The sequence below is a fragment of the Janthinobacterium sp. Bl 1 genome (assembly GCF_058215535.1).
In genome coordinates this window covers 5,106,209-5,128,060 of sequence record NZ_CM177086.1, presented here as the reverse complement: position 1 = coordinate 5,128,060, position 21,852 = coordinate 5,106,209, and the positions used below count along the sequence as shown (strand labels likewise).

Here is a 21,852-nt window from a genome sequence, read left to right as displayed (position 1 = left end):
CCTGAGACAATGAAATCCACCCGGCAAGACTTTCCCGGCGCGCACGGCCATGTGCTGGCGGCGCGCCTCGATGCACCCGACGGCGCCATCCGCGCCTACGCGCTGTTCGCCCACTGCTTTACCTGCGGCAAGGACGTGCTGGCCGCGCGGCGCATCGCGCAAGGCTTGACGGAACACGGCATCGCCGTGCTGCGCTTCGACTTCACGGGACTGGGCGCCAGCGAGGGCGAGTTCGCCGCCACGAATTTCTCGTCGAACGTGGACGACCTGGTCGCCGCCGCCGATTTTTTGCGGGCCAGGCACGCCGCGCCACAATTGCTGATCGGCCATAGCCTGGGCGGTGCCGCCGTGCTGGCCGCTGCGTCGCAAGTGCCGGAAGCGACCGCCATCGCCACCCTGGCCGCGCCGAGCACGCCCGCCTACGTGACGCGCATGTTCAGCGAGCACCTGGAGCAGATCGCCGCCGAAGGCGAAGCGCTGGTGCAGCTGGAAGGGCGGCCCTTCCGCATCCGCCAGCAATTCGTCGACGACGCGGGCAGCCACAGCTTAAAAGAGCACATCGCCGGCCTGCGCCGCGCCCTGCTGGTGATGCACGCGCCGAACGACACGACGGTCAGCCTGTCGAATGCGATGGATATCTTTACGGCGGCCAAGCACCCGAAAAGCTTCGTTTCGCTCGACGATGCCGACCATCTGTTGACGGGGCGCGATGACGCGGCCTATGTCGCCAACGTGATCGCTGCGTGGAGCGCACGCTACCTCTCCTAAGTAACGATGCTGCCGCCCATGAAAAACGCCGCGGCAGCAGAGGCTGGCGCGGCGTAGATGGGGGAGAAAACGGATCAGTCTTCGTCAAACTCGGCGGATAAATCTTTCCAGCCCTTGCTCACGGCAAAGGCCGAGAATTCCTCGGGCGCTTCCAGAACGATCAGTTTCTTGTCTTGCAGGCCCAAGTCGCCATGGCCAAAGTCGGGGCCCACGTAGCCGAGGCTGCGCAAGCGGGCCAGGATATGGCCGACCAGGGTCTTGTCCTTGTAGGCGCCCGCTTCGAGCGGAGCGGCGAAATCGACGTAGACGTCGATGATGCCGTAGCCTTCGTCGAAGATGCGGATGGCCTTGATGTCGTGGGCACGGCCGGAGCCGTCGGTGGCCTTGAAGGGGCCGCTGAGCTGGATGTCGGTGTCATTATTCATGCCGCCAGCATACACCAAAAGCCGGCCCCGCATAGGGGGCGCCATGTAAAATCCCCGGGATGGGCCATGTAAAATTTTCTTACAAATTGAGCGATGTCTGGGGTGCTTTTTGCCAATTTCAAGGCCTTGAAAGGGACTGGAGAGGCCGTATATCGGTAACAGGCGGATGCTCATGGTGAGGTCCGCCCTTCTTATCGCTTCATTTGAAAAGGATATTTATCATGCGTACTTTTGACCTTGCTCCTCTCTACCGTTCCGCTATTGGCTTCGACCGCCTGGCACAGCTGCTCAACGAACAACGCGCCGATGCGCAACCGAGCTATCCGCCATACAACATCGAACTGGTGTCGGAAGATAAATACCGCATCGTGATGGCATTGGCCGGCTTCTCGCGCGAAGAGATCGATATCATCACCGAACGCGACTCCCTGCACGTCACGGGCCGCAAGCAGAAAGATGGCGTCGAGCGTACGTTCTTGCACCGCGGCATTGCTGCCCGCGATTTCGAACAGCGTTTCCAGCTGGCCAACCATGTGAAGGTCACGGGCGCCACGTTTGAAAACGGCATGCTGACCATCGACCTGGTGCGTGAAGTGCCGGAAGCGCTGAAACCGCGTAAGATCGAGATCGGCGCCGGCAGCGGCACCGCCGCTACCGTCAGTGTGCTGGAACAGCGCCAGGCAGCCTGAGCTGAGCGTGACGACCCGGCGCCCGCGCTGATAGGCGGGAGGGAACATCCCCTCCCCATGCAGTAAAATACTGGCCGGTTGATCCGGCCAGTGTCACGTCTGGAGCCCGTTCGGGCCCTTCATTGAGCGCCATGCAAGGTGCGTGCGGCAGGCCAGATTAAGCCATGCTTAAAGGCGCAAATACCTGTTTCCAAATAGAAAAATGTTAAGCACCGCCTAAGACTCGTGGCCCACTATTGCAGACATCAAAATCTCATTAAATGAGGAGCAATTCATGGAACAGCAAACGAATACCGCATCCCTGAAAATCAAACGCACCGTAGCCGCGCTGGCCGCGATCGGTGTGCTGGGCGCCGGTGGCGCCATGGTGGTGCATCAGAACAATGCCGGTGCGAATGCCGCTGCCGCTGCCCCAGGCGCACCCGTGGCTGCCGCCGTGGCGCCCGCCGCTGCCGCGCCGCTGGTGGCCTTGCCCGACTTTAGCCAGATCGCCGCGCGCAACAGCCCGGCCGTCGTCAATATCAGCGTTACGGGCAGCACCAAGGTGGCCTACGACCCCTCGGCCCAGGCCGGCAATGACGACTTCGGCAACGACCCCTTCTTCGAATTCTTCCGCCGCTTCCAGGGGCCGCAGGGCGGGCAGCGCGGTGGCCGCGACGTGCCCACGCATGGCCTTGGTTCCGGCTTCATCGTCAGCCCCGACGGCGTCATCATGACGAATGCCCACGTGGTGCGCGATGCGCGCGAAGTGACTGTCAAGCTCAACGACCGCCGCGAATTCCGCGCCAAGGTGCTCGGTACGGATCCGAAGACCGATATCGCCGTGCTGAAAATCGACGCCAACAACCTGCCCGTCGTGCCGCTCGGTCATTCGAGCGACCTGAAAGTGGGCGAGTGGGTGCTGGCCATCGGTTCGCCTTATGGCTTCGACAGCACGGTGACGGCCGGCGTCGTCAGTGCCAAGGGCCGTTCCCTGCCCGACGACAGCAATGTGCCGTTCATTCAGACGGACGTGGCCGTCAACCCCGGCAACTCGGGCGGCCCGCTGTTCAACACGCGCGGCGAAGTGGTCGGCATCAATTCGCAGATCTACAGCCAGACGGGCGGCTTCCAGGGCCTGTCGTTCGCCATCCCCATCGACCTGGCCGGCCGCATCAAGGACCAGATCGTCGCCACGGGCAAGGCCAGCCACGCCAAACTGGGCGTGACGGTGCAGGAAGTGAACCAGGGCTTTGCCGACTCGTTCAAGCTGGCCACGCCGGAAGGCGCCTTGGTGGCCAACGTGGAGCGGGGCAGCCCGGCCGACAAGGCGGGCCTGAAATCGGGCGACGTGGTACGCAAGGTGAATGGCCAGCGCATCATCGGCTCGGCCGACTTGCCGGCGCTGGTAGGTACGTCCTTGCCAGGCGACAAGATCACCATGGATGTCTGGCGTGACGGCAAGATCGTCAGCCTGACGGCAACCCTGGGCAATGCGGCCGACAAGGTGGCCGACGTGGCGAAGAGCGACAGCGCCGCCGGCAAGGTAAAGCTGGGCCTGGCCCTGCGTCCGTTACAATCGGATGAAAAACGCGAGGCGGGCATCAGCGCCGGCTTGCTGGTGGAAGACGCGGGCGGTGCTGCCGCCAACGCCGGGGTGCAGCCGGGCGACGTGCTATTGTCGGTCAATGGCCGTCCCGTCAACACGGTCGAGCAGGTGCGCGACGTGGTGGAAAAATCCGCCAAGTCGGTCGCCTTGCTGATACAGCGCGGACCCGACAAGATTTTTATTCCGGTGCGTTTAGGCTGAAAACAAGAGTAACGAGATAGAGAGGCAAGCCATGCGCTTATTGCTGGTAGAAGACGATACGATGATCGGCGAAGTGGTGCTCGATTTGCTGCGCGCCGAGCATTACGCGGTGGACTGGGTCAAGGATGGCGATATGGCCGATACGGCCCTGCAGACGCAAACCTATGACCTGGTGCTGCTGGACCTGGGCTTGCCGCGCAAGGATGGCCTCGACGTGCTGCGCTCGATGCGCTTGCGCAAGCTCGACACGCCGGTCCTCGTGGCCACGGCGCGCGACGCCATCGAGCAGCGCATCGCTGGCCTCGATGCGGGCGCCGACGATTACGTCTTGAAACCGTATGACCTCGACGAACTGCTGGCGCGCATCCGCGCCCTGTTGCGGCGCGCCTCGGGGCGGCCGGAACCGGTCTTCGAACACCAGGGCGTCTCCATCAATCCGCTGACGCGCGAAGTGATCGCCGAAGGGCATCCCGTCAACCTGTCGGCGCGCGAATGGGCCGTGCTGGAAGCCTTGATCGCGCGTCCCGGCATCGTGCTGTCGCGCGCGCAGCTGGAAGAAAAACTGTACAGCTGGAAGGATGAAGTCAACAGCAATGCCGTGGAAGTGTATATCCATGGCTTGCGCAAGAAGCTGGGCAGCGACTTGATCCAGAACGTGCGCGGCCTCGGCTACATGGTGCCCAAGGCATGAGGATGAAGGTTACGGTGACGCACTCGCTGCGCGGCCGCCTGCTGTGGTTTTTGCTGGCGGCCATCATCATGGCGGCTCTGGCGCAAGCGTCGATCGCCTACCGCAGCGCCCTGTACGACGCCGACCAGATTTTCGACTATCACATGCAGCAGATGGCCCTGTCGCTGCGCTCCGGCGCGCCGCTGGCCAACCATGCGCAAGCCTTGCCGGCCGACCCCGTCAATAACGACATGGTGGTGCAGGTGTGGACGCCGGACGGCGTGCAGGTGTTCCGTTCGATCACGCGCGCGGAATTGCCGCAGCGCGCCGTGCTGGGCTTTTCGAATGTAAAGGCCAACGGCACGACTTACCGCATCTTCTCCGTGCAAACCAGTTCCCAGACCGTGCAGATCGCCCAGGACATGGCCGTGCGCAAGCGCATGGCCGGCAGCCTGGCGCTGCGCACGGTGGGGCCGATTGCGCTGATGGCGCCGATATTGATGCTCGTCGTCTGGTGGGTCGTCAGTGGTTCGCTGGCGCCCGTCTCGCGCGTGCGCAAACAGGTGGCGGCGCGCCAGGCGGACGATCTGTCGCCCGTCTCGGAAGCGGGCTTGCCCGACGAAGTGCGCCCGCTGGTGCATGAGCTGAACCTGCTGTTCGGCCGCGTCAAAACGGCGTTCGACGCGCAGCAGCATTTCGTTGCCGACGCTGCGCATGAATTGCGCACGCCGCTGGCGGCATTGAAGCTGCAGGTATTGAGCCTGGAGCGGGCCGAATCGCAGGAAAAGCGCAGCCTGGCGATCTCCCGCGTGAGCGCCGGCATCGAGCGGGCCACGCGCCTGGTCGAGCAGTTGCTGGTGCTGGCGCGCCAGGAGGCGAGCGCCGCCAGCGGCGACCAGTTGCAGGCGGTGGATTTGAACGACGTCGTCAAGCGCGCGCTGGGCGACATGGCCGGCATCGCGCAGGCGCGCAAGATCGACCTGGGCCTGCATCACATGGATGCGGCCAAGGTGGCGGGGCAGGCCGATGCGCTCAACATCATGCTGCGCAACCTGGTCGACAACGCCATCAAGTACACGCCGCAGGGCGGTACGGTCGACATCGACCTGCGCGCCAGCCCCGTCGGCGTGACGTTATCGGTGGAAGACAGCGGCCCCGGCATTCCGCCCGAAGAGCGCGAGCGCGTCTTCAGCCGCTTCTACCGCGTGCCCGGCACGGACGCCAACGGCAGCGGCCTGGGCCTGGCCATCATCAAGGCCATCGCCGAGCGCCATGGCGCGCGCCTGGTGCTCGATAAATCCGAGCGCCTGGGCGGCCTGTGCGTGCGCGTGGAGTTTCCGCAAGCCGTGAAAAAATAGCGTTTTGATCATGATCTTTGGCATGTTGCATTGACGCGCGCGCCGCTGGCATATATTGTCTGCGCAATAAGCAATCAAGCAAACGGAGCGCAGCATGCAGAAGATCGGCTTTTCAGGAACCCTCGACCCCATCACCAACGGCCATATGTGGGTGATCGGCGAAGCGCGTTCGCTCGCCGACGAGGTGATCGTGTTCCTGTCGCAAAACCCCGCCAAGCGTCCCCAATTTCCCGCTGAAGACCGCAAGCGCATCATCGAACAGAGCGCGCGCGAGTGCGGCTGGGACAATGTGCAGGTGGTCATCGTCAAGGGCGACTACACGGCCCGCGCGGCGAAAAAGCACGGCTGCGACTACTTGATCCGCGGCATTCGCACAACGGCCGATTTCGACTATGAAAACCTGATCCAGCAAACGAACGTGGACGTGCTGCAGGGCGCCAAGACGATCTTTGTGATGCCGCCGCGCGACCTCGGCTCCGTCAGTTCCAGCTTCGTCAAGGCGCTGGAAGGACCCGTCGGCTGGAACTGGACCATGAAGAAATTCGTCCCCGGTCCCGCCTACCAGGCGTGGATACTCGACTGCCTGCGCAAGGAGTGGGAAGCGCTGTGGAACTATGCGATCGCCTCGCAAGATGACATCGCGCTGGCGGACCACTGGTTCGCCCACCTGACGGGACCGCAGGCGTATGGCGGCGCGGACCGCCACTATCACAACCTCGACCATCTGGTGCATGGCCTGTCCGAGATCCGCGTGTGGGCCGACAATACCTTTGCGCCCAAGCGCGACAGCGCGCTGGTCAAGAAGGCGTTCTGGTTCCACGACGCCGTCTACAGCCATGATGACGATGCCCTGTATTCGAGCGAAGAGGCGAGCGCCCAGCTGTGGCTGGCCAGCGGCCTCGATGCGGGCGACAACCAGGATGTGGCGCAATTGATACGCGCCACCGATCACTTCCAGGGACCCGGCATCAGCCACGCGCTGAAGGACGCCATGCTCAGCGCCGACCTGGCCATCCTGGGACAGGATGAAGAAGTGTATCAAGCCTACACGCAAGCGATCGGAAGAGAATACGCGCACGTGGACCCCGTGCGCTTCAACGAGCAGCGGGGCCTGGCCCTGCAGCACCTGAGCGCCAAGGCGCAGGCGGGCCAGCTGTTTGGCGATGCGTATTTCGCCGACCAGTACAATGAGCGGGCGATAGACAACATGCGCAAAGAGATCGCGGCGCTGGCGGGGAGTTGAGTTTAACGGCGGCTGGCTGCTGCATGCAGTAGCGCATCCTCGAGCCGGTCATTGCCCCAGAATAATTCCCCGTTGCTGATGAAGCTGGGGGCGCCGAACAGGTTCAGCGCTTGTGCCTGCTCGGTCTGGCGGCGCAGCCGCAGCTTGTTGTCTTGTGTCAACGCCAGCGCCAGGACGGCGCGTGCATCGAGACCCAGTTCCTCCAAGACTGCGCTGACGGCCTCGATGTTGTCGATATCGCGGTCCGCGGCAAAATTCATCGTCATCATGCGGCGCGCAAAGGGCGCAATCCAGCCCTGGTCCGCGCCGATCAAGGCCACACGCATGGGCAAGAGGGCCGTGCGGGGAAAGGAACTCGGCTGCTGCCATGGCAACGCGTACTTTTCGCACTGGCGCGCCATGTCGCGCCACGTGTAGTCGCCCTTGAGTTTTTGCAAGATGAAGGGCGATGTCTGCCAGCCCAGCGCCTTGAAGACGACGCCCAGCAGGAATGGTGTCCAGATCACATGCACCTTTTTTTCACGCGCCAGCGCTTCGATGCGCATGGCGCTCAGGTAGCTATAGTTGCTGCCGAAATCGAACCAGAATTCCAGTGTGGCCATGGCATCGCTTCCAGGTGATGATGCTAAGTAGGGCGTAATAAATTATTGTCATTTCTGACTTCCATAACCGGCGCTCTGCGGTGTTGCCCGCTGCTAGCAGTGCTTGCACTGCGTCGCAGCGGGCGCCTTGCAGAGCCTCCGGTTCTGTTCGTCATAACTTCACAATAATTTCCCACGACCTACTTAGCGAGCCGCCGCCTTGGCGCGCGCCGCATGCAGCTTCTTGAAGCTGTCGATCAGGCGCTGGTGCCTGTCGAGGCCTTCCAGCTGCATGCTGGTCGGGGTCAGGCCGAAGAAGCGCACGCTGCCTTCCACGGAGCCCAGCACTGCATCCATCCGTTCGTTGCCAAACATGCGGCGGAAATTGACGACGTAATCGTCCAGTTCCAGCGCGTCATCGAGCTCCACTTCCAGCACCACGTTCATTGCCTGGTAAAACAGTTTGCGCTCGAGCGTGTTGTCGTTGTACTGCAGGAAGGTTTCCACCAGCTCTTTCGCCTCTTCTAACTGCTGCAAGGCGAGATGAATCAGCAGCTTCAATTCCAGGGTCGTCAGCTGGCCCCATACCGTGTTTTCGTCGAATTCGATACCGATCAGGGTGGCGATGTCGCCGTACTCGTCGAGCTCGCTGTTTTCCAGGCGGTCCAGCAAGTCTTCCAGGCTGGCATCGTCCAGGCTATGCAGGTTCAGGATGTCGGCGCGGAACAGCAGCGCCTTGTTGGTGTTGTCCCAGATCAGATCTTCGACCGGATACACTTCCGAATAACCGGGCACGAGGATGCGGCAGGCCGTGGCGCCCAACTGGTCGTACACGGCCGTGTACACTTCCTTGCCCATGCCGGCCAGGATGCCGAACAGGGTCGCCGCTTCCTCGGCATTCGAGTTCTCGCCGTGGCCGGAAAAATCCCACTCGACGAAATCGTAATCGGCCTTGGCGCTGAAGAAGCGCCACGAGACGATGCCGCTCGAATCGATGAAGTGTTCGACGAAGTTGTTCGGCTCGGTGACGGCTTCGCTGGCAAACGTGGGTTGCGGCAAGTCGTTGAGGCCCTCAAAGCTGCGGCCCTGCAGCAATTCCGTCAAGCTGCGCTCGAGCGCCACTTCCAGGCTCGGGTGCGCGCCGAACGAGGCGAACACGCCGCCCGTGCGCGGGTTCATCAGGGTGACGCACATCACCGGGTACACGCCGCCCAGCGACGCATCCTTGACCAGCACGGGGAAGCCTTGCTCTTCCAGGCCGGCGATACCGGCCACGATGCCCGGGTATTTCGCCAGCACTTCCTGCGGCACATCGGGCAGGGCGATTTCGCCTTCGAGGATTTCGCGCTTGACGGCCCGTTCAAAAATTTCCGACAGACATTGCACCTGTGCTTCGACCAAAGTATTGCCGGCGCTCATGCCATTGCTGACGTACAGGTTTTCGATCAGGTTCGACGGGAAATACACGACCTCGCCATCGGAATGCCGCACATACGGCAGCGAGCAGATGCCGCGCTCGGCATTGCCGGAGTTGGTGTCGATCAGGTGCGAGCCGCGCAGCTCGCCATCGGGATTGTAGATATCCAGGCAATACTCATCGAGAATTTCCTTCGGCAGCGCATCCTTGCGGCCCGGCTTGAACCAGCGCTCGTTCGGGTAGTGGACGAAGGGCGCGTTGGCGATGTCCTCGCCCCAGAACGACCCGGCGTAGAAATGGTTGTTGCTGAGTCGCTCGATGTACTCGCCCAAGGCCGACGCCAGCGCGCTTTCCTTGGTCGCTCCCTTGCCGTTGGTGAAACACATGGGCGAATGCGCATCGCGGATATGCAGCGACCACACATTCGGGATGATGTTGCGCCACGAGGCGATTTCAATCTTGATGCCCAGGCCCGCCAGCAGGCCCGACATATTGGCGATGGTTTGTTCCAGCGGCAAATCCTTGCCCACGATATAGGTATTCGCGCCAGGGGCCGGATTCAGGGCCAGCAAGGCCTGGGCATCGGCGTCCAGGTTCTCCACTTCTTCAATCACGAACTCGGGGCCCGTTTGCACCACTTTTTTCACCGTGCAACGGTCGATCGAGCGCAGGATGCCCTGGCGGTCCTTGGCCGAGATATCGGCCGGCAACTCGACCTGGATCTTGAAAATCTGCTGGTAACGGTTTTCCGGATCGACAATATTGTTTTGCGACAGGCGGATGTTCTCAGTGGAAATATTGCGTGTATCGCAATACAACTTCACGAAATAGGCCGCGCACAGGGCCGACGATGCCAAAAAGTAATCGAACGGGCCAGGCGCCGAGCCATCGCCCTTGTAGCGGATGGGCTGGTCGGCGATGACCGTAAAATCGTCGAACTTGGCTTCGAGACGCAGCTTGTCGAGAAAGTTGACTTTAATTTCCATGAGGTAATCCAATACAGTGCTTATGAGTTAGGCGCTATTATCCGTGCTTTCTGCCGCAGGGCAAACATTGTTCACTGCGGCCGTGCTGGCCGGGAGCGGCCGGGGCAATGAAGGAGACTGAAAAATGTATGAGGCGACCTGACTGAACATGCGAATAACATTGATGCGTCACGGCGAGCCCCAACTCGCCAAGGGGCGCTGGATAGCGCCGCTGCAAATGGGACAGTGGATTGATCTCTACAATCAATCACTGATCAAGGAGGGTGGCATCCCTGCGGAGTGCCACGTGGCAGCGCTTTCCGCGTCGACCATCGTGGCCAGCACGGCACCCAGGGCATGCTCGACAGCCAGGGCACTGGGCGACTTGCCATTCACGCAAGAGGCGATTTTCACTGAAGCGGAGCTTCCTTTTGCGCTCTGGAAAGCGCCCTGGTTGCCGCCTCAAGCCTGGGCAGTGATTTTTCGCCTGCTCTGGCTTTGCGGTTATGCGCGCGGCTCGGACTCGCTGACGTTCACCCGGCAGCGTGCCAGGGCCGCCGCCGAGCGGCTTGTTGCGCTTGCCGCCAAGGGACCTGTGCTGCTGGTCGGACATGGCATCATGAATCGTTTGATCGGCAAGGAGTTGCAGGCATTGGGTTGGCTTGCCCGCAACAGGAAAGGCAGCCGCTACTGGAGCATGGGCGTCTACGAGTTGTGAAACTGGTGGGGCGTGGATCGATACAATAGATGGTGATGTGATCGAAACGCTTGGACCTTCCCATTGCGAAGGTCAGCGTCATCCATAAAGAAGGCCGTGCCGATGCAAATTTCCATGAATGATGTGATCGCTGAGCAAGAAGTGATAGCCCTCTACAAGGCCAATCACTGGTCGTCCGCGGAAAAGCCCAAAGAGCTGATGGCTGCGCTGCGCAATTCCCACAGCCTGGTGACGGCCCGCGCCGATGGCAAATTGATTGGCATCGGCAATGCCATTTCCGATGGCCATCTGGTTGTCTACTTTCCGCATATGCTCGTCGATCCGATGGCGCAAGGCCAGGGTGTCGGCAGAAGGATGATGGCGGCCATGCTGGAAAAATATGCGGGATTTCACCAGCAAATGCTGACGGCGGATGGCAAGGCCATCGCGTTCTACGAATCCGTGGGTTTCGTGCGCGCAGGGAAAACAGAGCCCATGTGGATCTATGCGGGCGATGAGCATTGAATGGTGAGGCCGACATAAAAACAGCGGCTGCCCATGCTGGCGCAGCCGCTGTTTTTTTAGGCGGACACGGTGATCAGAACTTCACCCACAGCCGTCCGAAATACGAAGCGCCGTTCAGGCCGAACTGCACGCTGTCGTATTTGAAGCCGTTATCCGTCTCGTCCGCGTTTTGCGTGGTGGGCTTGACGTTGAAGATGTTGTTGCCGCCAAAGGTCAGCTTGGTGTTCTTGCTGATGCTGTAGGTGAAGCTCAGGTCGGCCGAGGTCTTGGCCTTGTAGCGGGCGTTCGGTACGCCTTCGGCCGTGCCGCTGAAGGTGCCCAGGGTTTGCGGGCCAAAATAGATGATGCGCAGGTCGGACTCGAGCTTGCCCGTGATGTAGTCGAAGCCCAAGGTGGCTTTCGCGCGCGGGCCGCCCTGTTCGATGAACAGGCGTTCGCGCTCGGACAGCAAGACATCCTCGAAGCCCGTCAGCGAGGCGGGTGTCTTGACTTTCGTCACTTCCGTCTTGCTCAGGTTCAAGGCCACGAAGGTGTTCAGGCGGTTGCCGGCCAGCTCGCCCTTGTGCGAAGCCGTCAGGTCCAGCCCGCGCGTGCGCGTGTCGATGGAGTTGACGAAGAATTGCGCTTCGCCCACGCCCAGCAGGGCCAGGCGCGCGGCCAGGTCCGGGTAGTTGTCGGCATTGAAGCGGCCCGACAGCACGATGCGGTCCTTGATCTTGATGTTGTACAGGTCGGCTGTGACGGAGATGGCTTGCGTCGGCGTCCAGGTGGTGCCCAAGGTAAAGCTGGTGGATTTTTCCTCTTTCAACTTCGGGATGCCGGCCGCGTTGGCGACGGTGCCGCCGTTCGGCGCCAGCACCACGTCGGTGGGCACGCCGCCGATGAAGTCGGTGAAGGTGGACGAGAAATACACTTGCTGCAACGATGGCGCGCGGAAACCCGTGCTGGCCGAACCGCGCAGCAGCACGTTCGGCGCCAGCTTGTAGCTGCCGGCCAGCTTGCCCGTCACGGTGGAGCCGAAGTCACTGAATTTTTCATAGCGCAGGGCTGCCTGGGTTTTCAGGCGTTCCGTCCATTCCAGTTCCACGTCACCATACGCGGCGATGCTGTGGCGCTTGGCCTTGGTGGCGTCGCCGGGCTGGAAGCCGGGAAAGCCCTGGCTGCCCGCATTGCCGCCCACGCCCACGCCGTCGGCGTCGTTGTAGGAGCCCGGTTCGCCGGCCATGATCTTGTATTCCTCGCTGCGGTACTCGGCGCCGAAGGCCACGTTCATGCCGCGCATCACCGTGTCGTAGTAGCGGCTGAAGTCGGCGTTGCTGGTCAGCTGCTGGAACGAGAAGCCGCCCGCGTCGTAGTTGCTGGCGCTCACGCCCTTGCCGCCGTTCATCAAGTCGAGGTTGGCGATCGATGCGTTCAGCGTATTGCTGATGTCGTAGCGCATCTTGTTGTAGCCATAGGTTTGTGAAAAATCCGCATGCCATTCGCCGATCTGGCTGCGGTGGCCGATGGTGGCGTACTGGTCGTCGATCTTGCCGTTAATGAAAGGCACGAAACCGTCCGGGTACATGGCGGCCGAATTGCGCGATGGAATATCGTCGCTGCCGATGCCGCCCCGGCCAAACGCGGCGCTCGAGGCGTCGCGCGTCTGTGCGCCGGCCGTGAAGTACAGCTTGCCCGTGCCGCTGGTGGCGTAGTCGCCATTCACGTACAGCGTTTTGTTCTTGGATTTGGTGTCGCCGATGATGCGCATGCTGTCGGAATCGGCGCGGTTCGAGCGGCCCCGGTCCAGGTATTCGCCCGTGATGGCCAAGGTGCCCTTGTCGCCCAGCGCGATGCCGCAATAGGCCGAGGTCATGTAATTCTTGCCGTCGCCTTCCGAATACTGGCTGTAGCCGGCCACGGCTTCGCAGCCCAGGCTTTTCTTCAGTTCGATGTCGATCACGCCGGCAATGGCGTCCGAGCCGTACTGGGCGGCGGCGCCGTCGCGCAGCACTTGCACGTTCTTGATCGCCAGCAAGGGAATCGCATTCATGTCCGTGCCCGTGTTGCCGCGGTTGCGCGCGCCGAACAGGTTGACGAGGGCCGTCGTGTGGCGCCGCTTGCCGTTGACCAGCACCAAGGTCTGGTCGGAACCGAGGCCGCGCAGGGCGGCTGAATCGATCAGGTCGGCCCCGTCGGCGCCCGTCTGGCGCGTGGAATTGAACGAGGGCGAGATGTATTGCAGCGATTGCGCCAGGTCGAACTGGCCGCCTTGCTCGGCCACCTTGGAAATCGGAATGATGTCGACCGGCACCATCGTATCGGTGGAGGAACTGGCGACCCTGCGCGAGCCGACCACGCTGACCGTTTGCACGGGACCTTCCGTGGCCGCAGGGTCGTTGCTCTGCGCCATGGCGGCGGGACTGAAGGCGGCCAGGGCGGCGCTGCCGTACAGGCTGATGAGGACTGCTTTACGCAAGGTGGTGAGGGTCGGCACGCAGTATCTCCAAGTGGTATTGTGATTTGATTCTAGTGCCATCATTTCATCATTCACCAGCGATACTTTGTTTTCTTATTACAAATTTGTAGTAACTGTTGTTTCCTGGTTGATTAGCTTTGCGCCGCTGCCCGGCTTGCCTTGTACTGGTGCGGCATGCCCCGTTCAGGTGCTGCGTTGCACCATGCCGCCCACCCAGATTGCCTGCGCGCTGTATTGCACCTCGATCAAACAAGGCTGCTGCGTCACGTGGCCCTGATGCAGGCGCAGCGACTGTTGCCAATGGGCAGACAGCGCGCCCGCCGCGACGCCCGTGGCGCTGTCTTCCAGCGCCGGGTCGAGGTGGTTGAAGTTGCGTCCCTCGTACTCGTGCTCGCCCGTGCGGCAATATGCATAGCAGCCGTTGACCTGATGCAATGCGCTCCAGTCGGCGATCAGTTCCAGGTTCGGCCGTAGTGCGCGCAGAGTGGTGCGGTCGGCCACTTCCAGCAGCAGCTTCGGGCTGCCGACGGAGGCGATCACGGGCGGCGACAGCAAGTGCATGTGCTGGCCCATCAGTTCCGACGGCACATATTTTTCCACCATGACGGCCGGCGCCGGCTGCTGCGCCAGGCCGATGAATAGACCTTCCGCGCGGCGCACCAGCTGCAAGGCTTGCCCGCGCATGGCCGTGGTCACCGTCAAGGCTGCCGGTGCGCCAGGTGCCGTCAGCAGCACATGGGCAGCCGCCAGGGTGGCATGCAGGTACAGGGGACTGCGCGTGTGCGGATAAAAATAGTCGAGCACGACGCCTCCGTCCGCTTGCCGGTCGAGGAAGACGCAAGCGCTGACCTGGCGTTCGCGGGCAAATTGCTGGCGCGCCGTTTCGCTGTTGTCGTCGTTTTCCACGACCAGCGCCGCATTGCCGCCACCGGGTGCGGCGCCGAAACATTTCAATAAGTTGACGATCATGATGGGCGAGGCATAAGGTAAAACACGAGCATAAACGAAAATATGCGCAACGCCTCTTGCAATCCTGTCAGCCTGTAGCGACAAGGCTCTGCTTATTGACGCCTTCGTGGAAGTCGCATATCAACTGATGATATACTTTGCCGCATGTGGATCGATCCTGCCATTGATACATTGCTGGACCTTGATGGTTCCATACTCGACCAGGATGGCGGGTATTGGATCAAGATAGAAGCCAGGCGGACAAAGGTATCGGATGAGATCCCCCACGGCATACGCTACTCGCTGACGTTGCACGAACCGTATGGCAAACGCATCCTCGGTTACGACAATGCCCATATGGTCAAGCCGCCAAAGAAATTCAAATATGCGGGGCGTATCGTGACTTTTGACCATAAACATCGGCATCCGTCAGATCAGGGAGTGCCATACGAATTCAAGGACGCGCAGCATCTGATCAATGACTTCTTTGCTGACGTGGACCGCATTTTGCTGGAGGTAAAAAAGCAATGAAACCGATTTTTATTGGCATCATGCCGCAAGAGAAAATCCGCGAACGCGTGCTCGCCATCGCTCGCGGTACCTATAAACCGAAGCCGAACGAACCCAAAGTCTGGTTTACTTCCATCAAATCGCTGGCGGAAGTCCTGAGCGACGAAAACCGGGCATTACTGCACGTGATTCTGGAAACGCAACCGGAATCCATCTCGGCCTTGGCTGAGACAACGGGCCGTAAACCGAGCAATCTGTCGCGGACACTGAAAACCATGTCCAACTACGGCATCGTGGAATTGAAACGGGAGCGCAATCAAGTTCGTCCCATCGCCACCGCAACGGAGTTTCGTATTGTCGCGCATTGACTTTTCATGCTCTCAGCTTTTGACTTTCTAAATCAACAGCTGTTGCGCTTCCCGGTCACCTCTTCCATGCGTATAATATAGCTTGTTTATACAGTATTGAGGCTAGATCATGTGGGGCCCGTGCTACCCGATGAGTATAATATACTGTGTTTATATACAGTATTGAGGTAGATCATGTGGGGCGCCGTCTTACCCGAGTATGCTGAGTTGTACTGTCTGAGCAATTTCAGCTTCCTGCATGGGGCCTCGCATGCTGAAGAGCTGGTGGCGCGCGCCGTCCAGCTTGGGTACAAGGGGCTGGCCATTACCGACGAGTGCTCGCTGGCGGGCGTCGTGCGTGCCCATGCGACGGCCAAGCGGGCCGATTTTCCGTTGATCATCGGCGCGCATTTTCATTTGACGCAGGCCGACGGCAGTCCGGCCCTGTCCTTGCTGGCGCTGGTGCAAGACATCGACGGTTACGGCAACTTGTCGGAACTGATCACCATGGCGCGCACGCGGGCGGCCAAGGGGCGCTATTTGCTGACGCCCGACGATTTTGCGGCGCCTTCGGCCGAGTTTGCGCATTTGCGGGGGCTGCCCGGCTGCCTGATGATCTTGCTGCCCAGCTATCCGGCCCAGCCGGAAACCGTGCGTGCGCAGGGGGCGTGGATGGCGGCCACCTTTGGCGGCGAGCGCAGCTGGATCGGCCTGAACCTGCTGCAGCGGGCGCAGGATGACGCGCACCGCGGCGCCGTGCAGGCGGCCGCGCAGGCGCAAGGCTTGTCCGTGGTGGCCGTCGGCCACGTGTGCATGCACGTGCGTTCGCGCAAGCCCTTGCTCGACACCTTGTGCGCCATTCGCGTGGGCAAGCCCGTGGGCGAATGCGGCTATGCGCTGGCGCAAAATGCGGAGCAGCATTTGCGCGCGCGCCTGCGGCTGGCCAATGTGTATCCGCCGCAAGCGCTGGCGGAAACCTTGCGCATTGCCAAGATGTGCGAATTTTCCCTCGACAGCCTGCGCTATGACTATCCCGACGAGCTGGTGCCGGGCGGCCACACGCCGGCGACCTATCTGCGCGAGGAAACGTATGCGGGCGCGCGTCTCCGCTTTCCGCTGGGCATTCCGGCCAACGTGCAGGAGCAGATCGAGCAGGAGCTGGAACTGATCGCCGAGCTGTCGTATGAAGCGTACTTTTTGACCGTGTACGACATCGTGCGCTTTGCCCGTTCGCAAAACATCCTGTGCCAGGGCAGGGGCTCGGCCGCCAATTCGGCCGTCTGCTATTGCCTGCACATCACGGAAGTGGACCCTGCACGCGGCAATTCGCTGGTCGGGCGCTTCATGTCGCGCGAACGTAACGAGCCGCCCGACATCGACGTCGATTTCGAGCACCAGCGGCGCGAAGAGGTGATTCAATATATCTACGGAAAATATGGACGCGAGCGGGCCGCGCTGGCCGCCGTGGTGATCAGCTACCGTCCCAAAAGCGCCTTGCGCGACAGCGGCCGCGCGCTGGGGATCGACCTGGCCATCGTGGAAAAAGTGGCCAAGGCGCACCGCTGGTTCGACGGCAAGCGCGATCTGCTGGAGCGCCTTGCCGAATGCGGGCTCGATCCGGAAGCGGCATTGTCGCAGCAGTGGGCCGGCCTGGCGCAGCAGCTGCTGGGCTTTCCCCGCCATCTGTCGCAGCATCCGGGCGGCTTCGTCATTGCGCACGGGAAGTTGTCGCGCCTGGTGCCGATTGAAAACGCCACCATGGCCGAGCGCAGCGTCATCGAGTGGGACAAGAACGACCTCGAGGAGCTGGGCTTGATGAAGGTCGATGTGCTGGCGCTGGGCATGCTGTCGGCCCTGCGCCGCGCCCTGGAGCTGGTCGGTGCGCGGCGCGGCGAGGAGTTCCGCCTGCAGGATATTCCCCGCGAAGACCCCGCCACCTACGACATGATGTGCGAGGCCGACACCATCGGCGTGTTCCAGATCGAGTCGCGCGCGCAGATGAGCATGCTGCCGCGCCTGCGGCCCCGTGAATTCTACGACCTCGTCATCGAAGTGGCGCTCGTGCGCCCCGGCCCCATCCAGGGCGGCATGGTGCATCCGTATCTGCAGCGCCGCCAGAAAAAGGAGGCGATCGAGTACCCGAAGGGCCTGGAAAAGGCACTGGGACGCACCCTTGGCATTCCCATTTTCCAGGAACAGGTGATGCAGGTGGCCATCATCGCCGCCGATTTCAGCCCCGGCGAGGCCGATGAGCTGCGGCGCGCCATGGCGGCCTGGAAACGCAAGGGCGGCATGAACAATTACAAGAAACGCATCGTTGAAACGATGGTCAAAAACGAGTATGAGCGAGAGTTTGCCGAGGCCATCTTCAGCCAGATCGAGGGCTTTGGCGAATACGGCTTTCCCGAGTCGCACGCGGCCAGTTTCGCCCTGCTGACGTACGCCAGTTCCTGGCTGAAATGCCACGAACCGGCCGCCTTCCTGTGCGCCTTGCTCAACAGCCAGCCCATGGGTTTTTACAGTCCCTCGCAACTGGTGCAGGATGGTCGCCGGCATGGCGTGCAAGTGCTGCCCGTCGACGTGACCATCAGCGGCTGGGAAGCGGTATTGGAAGAGACTGTGCAAGGGGCCGCGCCCGCCGTGCGCCTGGGCTTGAACAGCCTGTTCGGCATGCGCGCCGAGGCCGCCCGGCGTATCGAGGATGCGCGCGCCATTGCCGCCTTTATCGACGTGGCCGACCTGGCCCTGCGTGGCGGCCTGGACCGTCATGACTTGCAGGTGCTGGCCGCCGGCAACGCGCTGCACGCGCTGGCCGGGCACCGGCGCGCCGCGCTGTGGCAGGCGACCGGCGCCGTGCCCGACAGGGATTTGCTGCGCGCCACCACGCAAGAGGAAGACTTGCCCATGCTGGCCGCCCCGACGGAGGGCGAGAGCATCGTCAGCGACTACCGCGCGCAAGGCCTGACCCTGGGCCGCCACCCGCTGGCGCTGCTGCGCCGGCAATTGCTGGAACAGCGTTTCATGCCGGCGTCTAGGCTGATGACGTACACGAGCGGGCAAGTGGCGCGCGCCTGCGGCATCGTCACCGTGCGCCAGCGGCCGGGCACGGCAAAGGGCGTGATCTTCATGACACTGGAAGACGAGACGGGCACCGTCAACGTCATCGTCTGGCCCGACCTGGTGGAAAGCCAGCGGCGCGAAGTGCTGAGCGCGCCGTTGCTGGGCGTGTACGGCGTGTGGCAGCGCGAGGGCATCGTGCGCAACCTGGTGGCCAAGCGCCTGGTCGACATGTCGCATCTGCTGGGACGCTTGCGGACCAGCAGCCGCGATTTTTGTTGAGGATTGCTTGTTTGCCCAAGGGCATGGCATTATTTAAGAATGACAACATCACCCGAACCGACACTGCGTCCCGCCCTCGTCGCCGACGCGCCCGCCATCGTTGCCCTGATCGACGACCTGATGCCCTTTCTGACCCTGCATCCGGATGGCGCGGGGGCGGAAAAATTCATCGAACACTGCCGCCAGCCCGCCATCGAAGGCTATCTGTCGCAGTCGCGCTATGCGTATCAGCTCGCGCATATCGGCGGCGAGCTGGCCGGCGTCGTGGCCATGCGCGACAACACGCATCTGTTCCACATGTTCGTGCCGCGCGCCCTGCACCGGCGCGGCATGGCGCGCCGTTTGTGGCAGGCAGCCCGCGATGCGTCACTGGCCAGGGGCGATGTGACGGCCTTTACCGTCAACTCCTCGCTGTATGCCTTGCCCCTGTACACGAGCCTGGGCTTTGTCGCCACGGGGCCGAAGGTGGAGGAGGGCGGCATCGCTTTCGTGCCGATGCGCATGGAATTGTAAAAATCACCCCAACGACAAGGACTGGGGTCGTACCCTCAGGGTACGACCCCTGCATTTGCTTTTTGGGTTGGTATTGATTACCAGCGCACGATCTTCCCCGGATTCATGATGTTCTTCGGGTCCAGCGCGTGCTTGAGGGCGCGCATGGTGTCGATGGCGCCTACACCATGTTCTTCCACGAGGAACGCCATCTTGTGCATGCCCACGCCGTGCTCGCCCGTGCACGTGCCGTCCATGCCGATGGCGCGCGTGACCATGTCGCTGTTGACCTTTTCCGCGCGGGCGATGTCGGCCGGATCGTCGGGGTCGACCAGCATCTGCACGTGGAAATTGCCGTCGCCCACGTGGCCGATGATGGCGTAGACGAGGCCCTGCGCCTCGCAATCGGCCTTGGTGGCGAGGATGCATTCGGCCAGGCGCGAAATCGGTACGCAGCAATCGGTGGAAATGGCGCGGCTGCCCGGGCGCATCTGCAGCAGGGCGAAATACGCATTGTGGCGCGCGGCCCACAGGCGCGAGCGGTCTTCGGGGCGGCTGGCCCACTCGAAATCGCTGGCGCCGTGTTCGGCCGTGATGGCTTGCACCAGCTGTGCCTGCTCGGCCACGCTGGCCGGCGTGCCGTGGAACTCAAACAGCAACAGCGGCTTTTGCGGCAGCGCCATCTTGTCGTAGGCATTGATGGCTTTCACGCCATTTTCATCGAGAAACTCGACCCGCGCCACAGGAATACCCATCTGGATGGTCTGGATCACGGCGCTGACGGCGTCGCCCGTGCAGGGGAACGAGCACACGGCCGCCGAGATTGCTTCCGGCAGCGGATACAGTTTGACCGTCACTTCCGTGATGATGCCCAACGTTCCTTCGCTGCCGACAAACAAGCGTGTCAGGTCGTAGCCGGCCGACGATTTTTTCGCCCTCGTTCCCGTCTTGATGATGCGGCCATCGGCCGTCACCACGGTCAGGGCCAGCACGTTTTCGCGCATGGTGCCGTAGCGCACGGCGTTCGTGCCCGAGGCGCGCGTGGCGGCCATGCCGCCCAAGGACGCATTGGCGCCCGGGTCGATGGGGAAGAACAGGCCCGTGTCGCGGATTTCTTCATTGAGCTGCTTGCGCGTCACGCCCGCCTGTACGGTGGCCGTCAAGTCTTCACCATGCACGGCGACCATCTGATTCATTTGCGACAGATCAATCGTCACGCCGCCATGCAGGGCCAGCACGTGGCCTTCGAGCGAGGTGCCGCTGCCGTAGGCGATGATGGGCACGTCGTGCGCGCTGCACAGCTTGACGGCGGCCGCCACTTCCTCGGTGGAATGGGCGAAGATGACGGCGTCCGGCAGCATGGGGGGATAGCTCGACTCGTCGCGGCCATGGTGTTCGCGCATGGCTTGCGTCATGGAAAAGCGGTCGGCAAAGATCAGGGAAAGTACGGCAGCAAGAGAGTCTGGCAGCGGTTTTTTCAGTACCGCCAACTGGTCAGTTTGATTCACGCAAGTCCTCCGTTTTTTTTATTTTACCCCGCACCTGGAGATTTCACCGAAGCACCATTTTTGCCAGTTGTAAAAAATTCCGCATGATGCGCCGCGCAGTGGTTGTAAATGAGAATCATTTCTATTAAAATGCCCGCCAGTAGTTATTTTGCAATGCGTGCTTCAATCCGAAAGGCCATGCCCATGAGATTCCCCCTGTCCCTCGCCGCCGTCCTGCCCGCCTGCGTACTGGCCCTGAGCGCCTGCGGCAGCGTCGCACCCGTCAACGGTGCCGGCGCCACCACCGTTGCACCTGCCGCTGCGCAAGACGTGCGCCAGCTGGGCGAGATCGTTGACCTGCGCAGCGGCAAGCGCGTGACTGCCGAGCAATTGCTGGCCCAGCTGGCCGCCGCGCCGCGTGTCATCGTGGGCGAGCAGCATGACCAGCTCAGCCATCACCAGATCGAGCAATGGCTGTTGCAGCAACTGCAGGGCCAGCGTCCGCAAGGCAGCGTGCTGCTGGAAATGCTGAACCCGGATCAGCAAGCCAAGGTGGACAAGGTCAAGCCGTGGCTGCAGACGGACCCCGTCGTGCGCCCCGAACACGTGGCCGAGCTGGTGGCCTGGCAGCCGAACTGGAAGTGGGCGCAATATGGCGACCTGGTCATGACCGTGATGCGCGCGCCGTATCCCGTCTGGTCGGCCAACCTGGACCGCAGCGAGATCAAGCAAATGTTTATCGACAAGCCGGCCGTGCAGGGCAAGCATTCGAACCTGGCCAACGATGGCAAGGTGCATGACAAATTGAAAGACATCATCCGCGTCATGCACGACAACCAGATCGACGAGCCGCGCCTGGCCGCCATGCTGTCGGTGCAGCAGCAGCGCGACCGCCGCATGGCCGAGCGCCTGCTGGCCGCACCCACGCCTGCCGTGCTGATCGCCGGCGCCTACCATGCACACAAGGACCTGGGCGTGCCGCTGCACGTACAGGACTTGACGGGCGGCCCCGCGCCGCTGGTGCTGGTCCTGGCGCAGCAGGGCGCGGCCGTCCAGGCGCCGCAGGCCGATTTCGTCTGGTTCACGCCGGTTGTTGCGCCCGCCGTCGCCAGCGCCAAGTAAACCGTTTTACCTCCGCCGGGCG

Annotated in this window: 19 protein-coding genes; 13 read left to right on the top strand and 6 right to left on the bottom strand. The window is 62.1% G+C overall.

What is annotated here, in order from left to right; genetic code table 11:
• Nucleotides 1-9: 9 nt before the first annotated feature.
• On the top strand, nt 10-768 hold the full coding sequence (locus AC4BCN_RS23095; protein WP_490491840.1) for an alpha/beta hydrolase family protein: 759 nt from the start codon (nt 10-12) through the stop codon (nt 766-768).
• 74 nt (nt 769-842) lie between these two features.
• Here AC4BCN_RS23095 and AC4BCN_RS23090 read toward each other — a convergent pair whose 3' ends face one another.
• Nucleotides 843-1,193 carry a hypothetical protein gene (locus AC4BCN_RS23090; protein WP_034783462.1) on the bottom strand — a complete coding sequence of 117 codons (351 nt, stop codon included), beginning with the start codon at nt 1,191-1,193 and terminating at the stop codon, nt 843-845.
• 221 nt (nt 1,194-1,414) lie between these two features.
• On the opposite strand from AC4BCN_RS23090, the gene AC4BCN_RS23085 reads away from it, so the two are divergent.
• From AC4BCN_RS23085 to coaD, 5 genes are all read left to right on the top strand, one after another.
• Complete coding sequence (locus AC4BCN_RS23085; protein ID WP_490491839.1) at nt 1,415-1,882, top strand: Hsp20 family protein; 468 nt, start codon at nt 1,415-1,417, stop codon at nt 1,880-1,882.
• 274 nt (nt 1,883-2,156) lie between these two features.
• Entirely contained in the window at nt 2,157-3,671 is a 1,515-nt protein-coding gene (locus tag AC4BCN_RS23080) for a Do family serine endopeptidase (protein WP_139091517.1), read from the top strand.
• Nucleotides 3,672-3,702: 31 nt separating this feature from the next.
• On the top strand, nt 3,703-4,362 hold the full coding sequence (locus AC4BCN_RS23075; protein WP_034750756.1) for a response regulator: 660 nt from the start codon (nt 3,703-3,705) through the stop codon (nt 4,360-4,362).
• A 2-nt stretch (nt 4,363-4,364) separates the two neighbouring features.
• The gene (locus tag AC4BCN_RS23070; RefSeq protein ID WP_034750754.1) at nt 4,365-5,699 is read left to right on the top strand and encodes an ATP-binding protein; all 1,335 of its coding nucleotides are present in this window, start codon (nt 4,365-4,367) and stop codon (nt 5,697-5,699) included.
• Nucleotides 5,700-5,793: 94 nt separating this feature from the next.
• Complete coding sequence (gene coaD / locus AC4BCN_RS23065; protein ID WP_490491838.1) at nt 5,794-6,942, top strand: pantetheine-phosphate adenylyltransferase; 1,149 nt, start codon at nt 5,794-5,796, stop codon at nt 6,940-6,942.
• Nucleotides 6,943-6,944: 2 nt separating this feature from the next.
• Here the strand turns inward: coaD and AC4BCN_RS23060 are convergent, their stop codons facing one another.
• On the bottom strand, nt 6,945-7,544 hold the full coding sequence (locus tag AC4BCN_RS23060) for a 2-hydroxychromene-2-carboxylate isomerase (RefSeq protein ID WP_490491837.1): 600 nt from the start codon (nt 7,542-7,544) through the stop codon (nt 6,945-6,947).
• A 183-nt stretch (nt 7,545-7,727) separates the two neighbouring features.
• Nucleotides 7,728-9,926, bottom strand: a complete 2,199-nt coding sequence (locus AC4BCN_RS23055) for an OsmC domain/YcaO domain-containing protein (protein ID WP_490491836.1) — start codon at nt 9,924-9,926, stop codon at nt 7,728-7,730.
• Nucleotides 9,927-10,089: 163 nt separating this feature from the next.
• On the opposite strand from AC4BCN_RS23055, the gene AC4BCN_RS23050 reads away from it, so the two are divergent.
• Together AC4BCN_RS23050 and AC4BCN_RS23045 are read left to right on the top strand one after the other, a co-directional pair.
• On the top strand, nt 10,090-10,623 hold the full coding sequence (locus tag AC4BCN_RS23050; RefSeq protein WP_490491835.1) for a histidine phosphatase family protein: 534 nt from the start codon (nt 10,090-10,092) through the stop codon (nt 10,621-10,623).
• Nucleotides 10,624-10,737: 114 nt separating this feature from the next.
• A complete protein-coding gene (locus AC4BCN_RS23045; protein ID WP_490491834.1) occupies nt 10,738-11,127 on the top strand; it encodes a GNAT family N-acetyltransferase in 390 nt (129 codons plus the stop codon).
• Between the two features lie 73 nt (nt 11,128-11,200).
• Here AC4BCN_RS23045 and AC4BCN_RS23040 read toward each other — a convergent pair whose 3' ends face one another.
• A complete protein-coding gene (locus AC4BCN_RS23040; protein ID WP_490491833.1) occupies nt 11,201-13,603 on the bottom strand; it encodes a TonB-dependent receptor plug domain-containing protein in 2,403 nt (800 codons plus the stop codon).
• A 165-nt stretch (nt 13,604-13,768) separates the two neighbouring features.
• A complete protein-coding gene (locus tag AC4BCN_RS23035; RefSeq protein WP_490491832.1) occupies nt 13,769-14,554 on the bottom strand; it encodes a PhzF family phenazine biosynthesis protein in 786 nt (261 codons plus the stop codon).
• A 144-nt stretch (nt 14,555-14,698) separates the two neighbouring features.
• On the opposite strand from AC4BCN_RS23035, the gene AC4BCN_RS23030 reads away from it, so the two are divergent.
• From AC4BCN_RS23030 to AC4BCN_RS23015, 4 genes are all read left to right on the top strand, one after another.
• Complete coding sequence (locus AC4BCN_RS23030; protein WP_034750731.1) at nt 14,699-15,064, top strand: toxin-antitoxin system TumE family protein; 366 nt, start codon at nt 14,699-14,701, stop codon at nt 15,062-15,064.
• The gene (locus tag AC4BCN_RS23025) at nt 15,061-15,411 is read left to right on the top strand and encodes an HVO_A0114 family putative DNA-binding protein (protein WP_034750728.1); all 351 of its coding nucleotides are present in this window, start codon (nt 15,061-15,063) and stop codon (nt 15,409-15,411) included. Before AC4BCN_RS23030 ends, AC4BCN_RS23025 begins: the two co-directional genes overlap by 4 nt.
• Before the next feature lie 174 nt (nt 15,412-15,585).
• Nucleotides 15,586-18,729, top strand: a complete 3,144-nt coding sequence (locus tag AC4BCN_RS23020; protein ID WP_490491831.1) for an error-prone DNA polymerase — start codon at nt 15,586-15,588, stop codon at nt 18,727-18,729.
• Between the two features lie 39 nt (nt 18,730-18,768).
• Nucleotides 18,769-19,242 (top strand): GNAT family N-acetyltransferase, encoded by a 474-nt coding sequence (locus AC4BCN_RS23015; protein WP_223278979.1) that lies wholly within the window; start codon nt 18,769-18,771, stop codon nt 19,240-19,242.
• 77 nt (nt 19,243-19,319) lie between these two features.
• On the opposite strand, the gene AC4BCN_RS23010 is transcribed toward AC4BCN_RS23015, so the two are convergent.
• Nucleotides 19,320-20,729 carry an FAD-binding oxidoreductase gene (locus tag AC4BCN_RS23010; protein WP_139091525.1) on the bottom strand — a complete coding sequence of 470 codons (1,410 nt, stop codon included), beginning with the start codon at nt 20,727-20,729 and terminating at the stop codon, nt 19,320-19,322.
• Nucleotides 20,730-20,906: 177 nt separating this feature from the next.
• Here AC4BCN_RS23010 and AC4BCN_RS23005 point away from each other — a divergent pair, with 177 nt between their 5' ends.
• The gene (locus AC4BCN_RS23005) at nt 20,907-21,830 is read left to right on the top strand and encodes a ChaN family lipoprotein (RefSeq protein WP_490491830.1); all 924 of its coding nucleotides are present in this window, start codon (nt 20,907-20,909) and stop codon (nt 21,828-21,830) included.
• Nucleotides 21,831-21,852 lie beyond the last annotated feature (22 nt).

What these genes read in the sequence shown, in the direction of transcription:
- AC4BCN_RS23030 (WP_034750731.1), top strand. Translation starts at nt 14,699, where the DNA reads ATGTGGATCGATCCTGCCATTGATACATTGCTGGACCTTGATGGTTCC.
- AC4BCN_RS23050 (WP_490491835.1), top strand. Translation starts at nt 10,090, where the DNA reads ATGCGTCACGGCGAGCCCCAACTCGCCAAGGGGCGCTGGATAGCGCCG.
- AC4BCN_RS23015 (WP_223278979.1), top strand. Translation starts at nt 18,769, where the DNA reads ATGACAACATCACCCGAACCGACACTGCGTCCCGCCCTCGTCGCCGAC.
- AC4BCN_RS23090 (WP_034783462.1), bottom strand. Translation starts at nt 1,193, where the DNA reads ATGAATAATGACACCGACATCCAGCTCAGCGGCCCCTTCAAGGCCACC.
- AC4BCN_RS23025 (WP_034750728.1), top strand. Translation starts at nt 15,061, where the DNA reads ATGAAACCGATTTTTATTGGCATCATGCCGCAAGAGAAAATCCGCGAA.
- AC4BCN_RS23080 (WP_139091517.1), top strand. Translation starts at nt 2,157, where the DNA reads ATGGAACAGCAAACGAATACCGCATCCCTGAAAATCAAACGCACCGTA.
- AC4BCN_RS23075 (WP_034750756.1), top strand. Translation starts at nt 3,703, where the DNA reads ATGCGCTTATTGCTGGTAGAAGACGATACGATGATCGGCGAAGTGGTG.
- AC4BCN_RS23020 (WP_490491831.1), top strand. Translation starts at nt 15,586, where the DNA reads ATGTGGGGCGCCGTCTTACCCGAGTATGCTGAGTTGTACTGTCTGAGC.
- AC4BCN_RS23035 (WP_490491832.1), bottom strand. Translation starts at nt 14,554, where the DNA reads ATGATCGTCAACTTATTGAAATGTTTCGGCGCCGCACCCGGTGGCGGC.
- AC4BCN_RS23060 (WP_490491837.1), bottom strand. Translation starts at nt 7,544, where the DNA reads ATGGCCACACTGGAATTCTGGTTCGATTTCGGCAGCAACTATAGCTAC.
- AC4BCN_RS23005 (WP_490491830.1), top strand. Translation starts at nt 20,907, where the DNA reads ATGCCCATGAGATTCCCCCTGTCCCTCGCCGCCGTCCTGCCCGCCTGC.
- AC4BCN_RS23095 (WP_490491840.1), top strand. Translation starts at nt 10, where the DNA reads ATGAAATCCACCCGGCAAGACTTTCCCGGCGCGCACGGCCATGTGCTG.
- AC4BCN_RS23055 (WP_490491836.1), bottom strand. Translation starts at nt 9,926, where the DNA reads ATGGAAATTAAAGTCAACTTTCTCGACAAGCTGCGTCTCGAAGCCAAG.
- AC4BCN_RS23085 (WP_490491839.1), top strand. Translation starts at nt 1,415, where the DNA reads ATGCGTACTTTTGACCTTGCTCCTCTCTACCGTTCCGCTATTGGCTTC.
- coaD (WP_490491838.1), top strand. Translation starts at nt 5,794, where the DNA reads ATGCAGAAGATCGGCTTTTCAGGAACCCTCGACCCCATCACCAACGGC.
- AC4BCN_RS23070 (WP_034750754.1), top strand. Translation starts at nt 4,365, where the DNA reads ATGAAGGTTACGGTGACGCACTCGCTGCGCGGCCGCCTGCTGTGGTTT.
- AC4BCN_RS23045 (WP_490491834.1), top strand. Translation starts at nt 10,738, where the DNA reads ATGAATGATGTGATCGCTGAGCAAGAAGTGATAGCCCTCTACAAGGCC.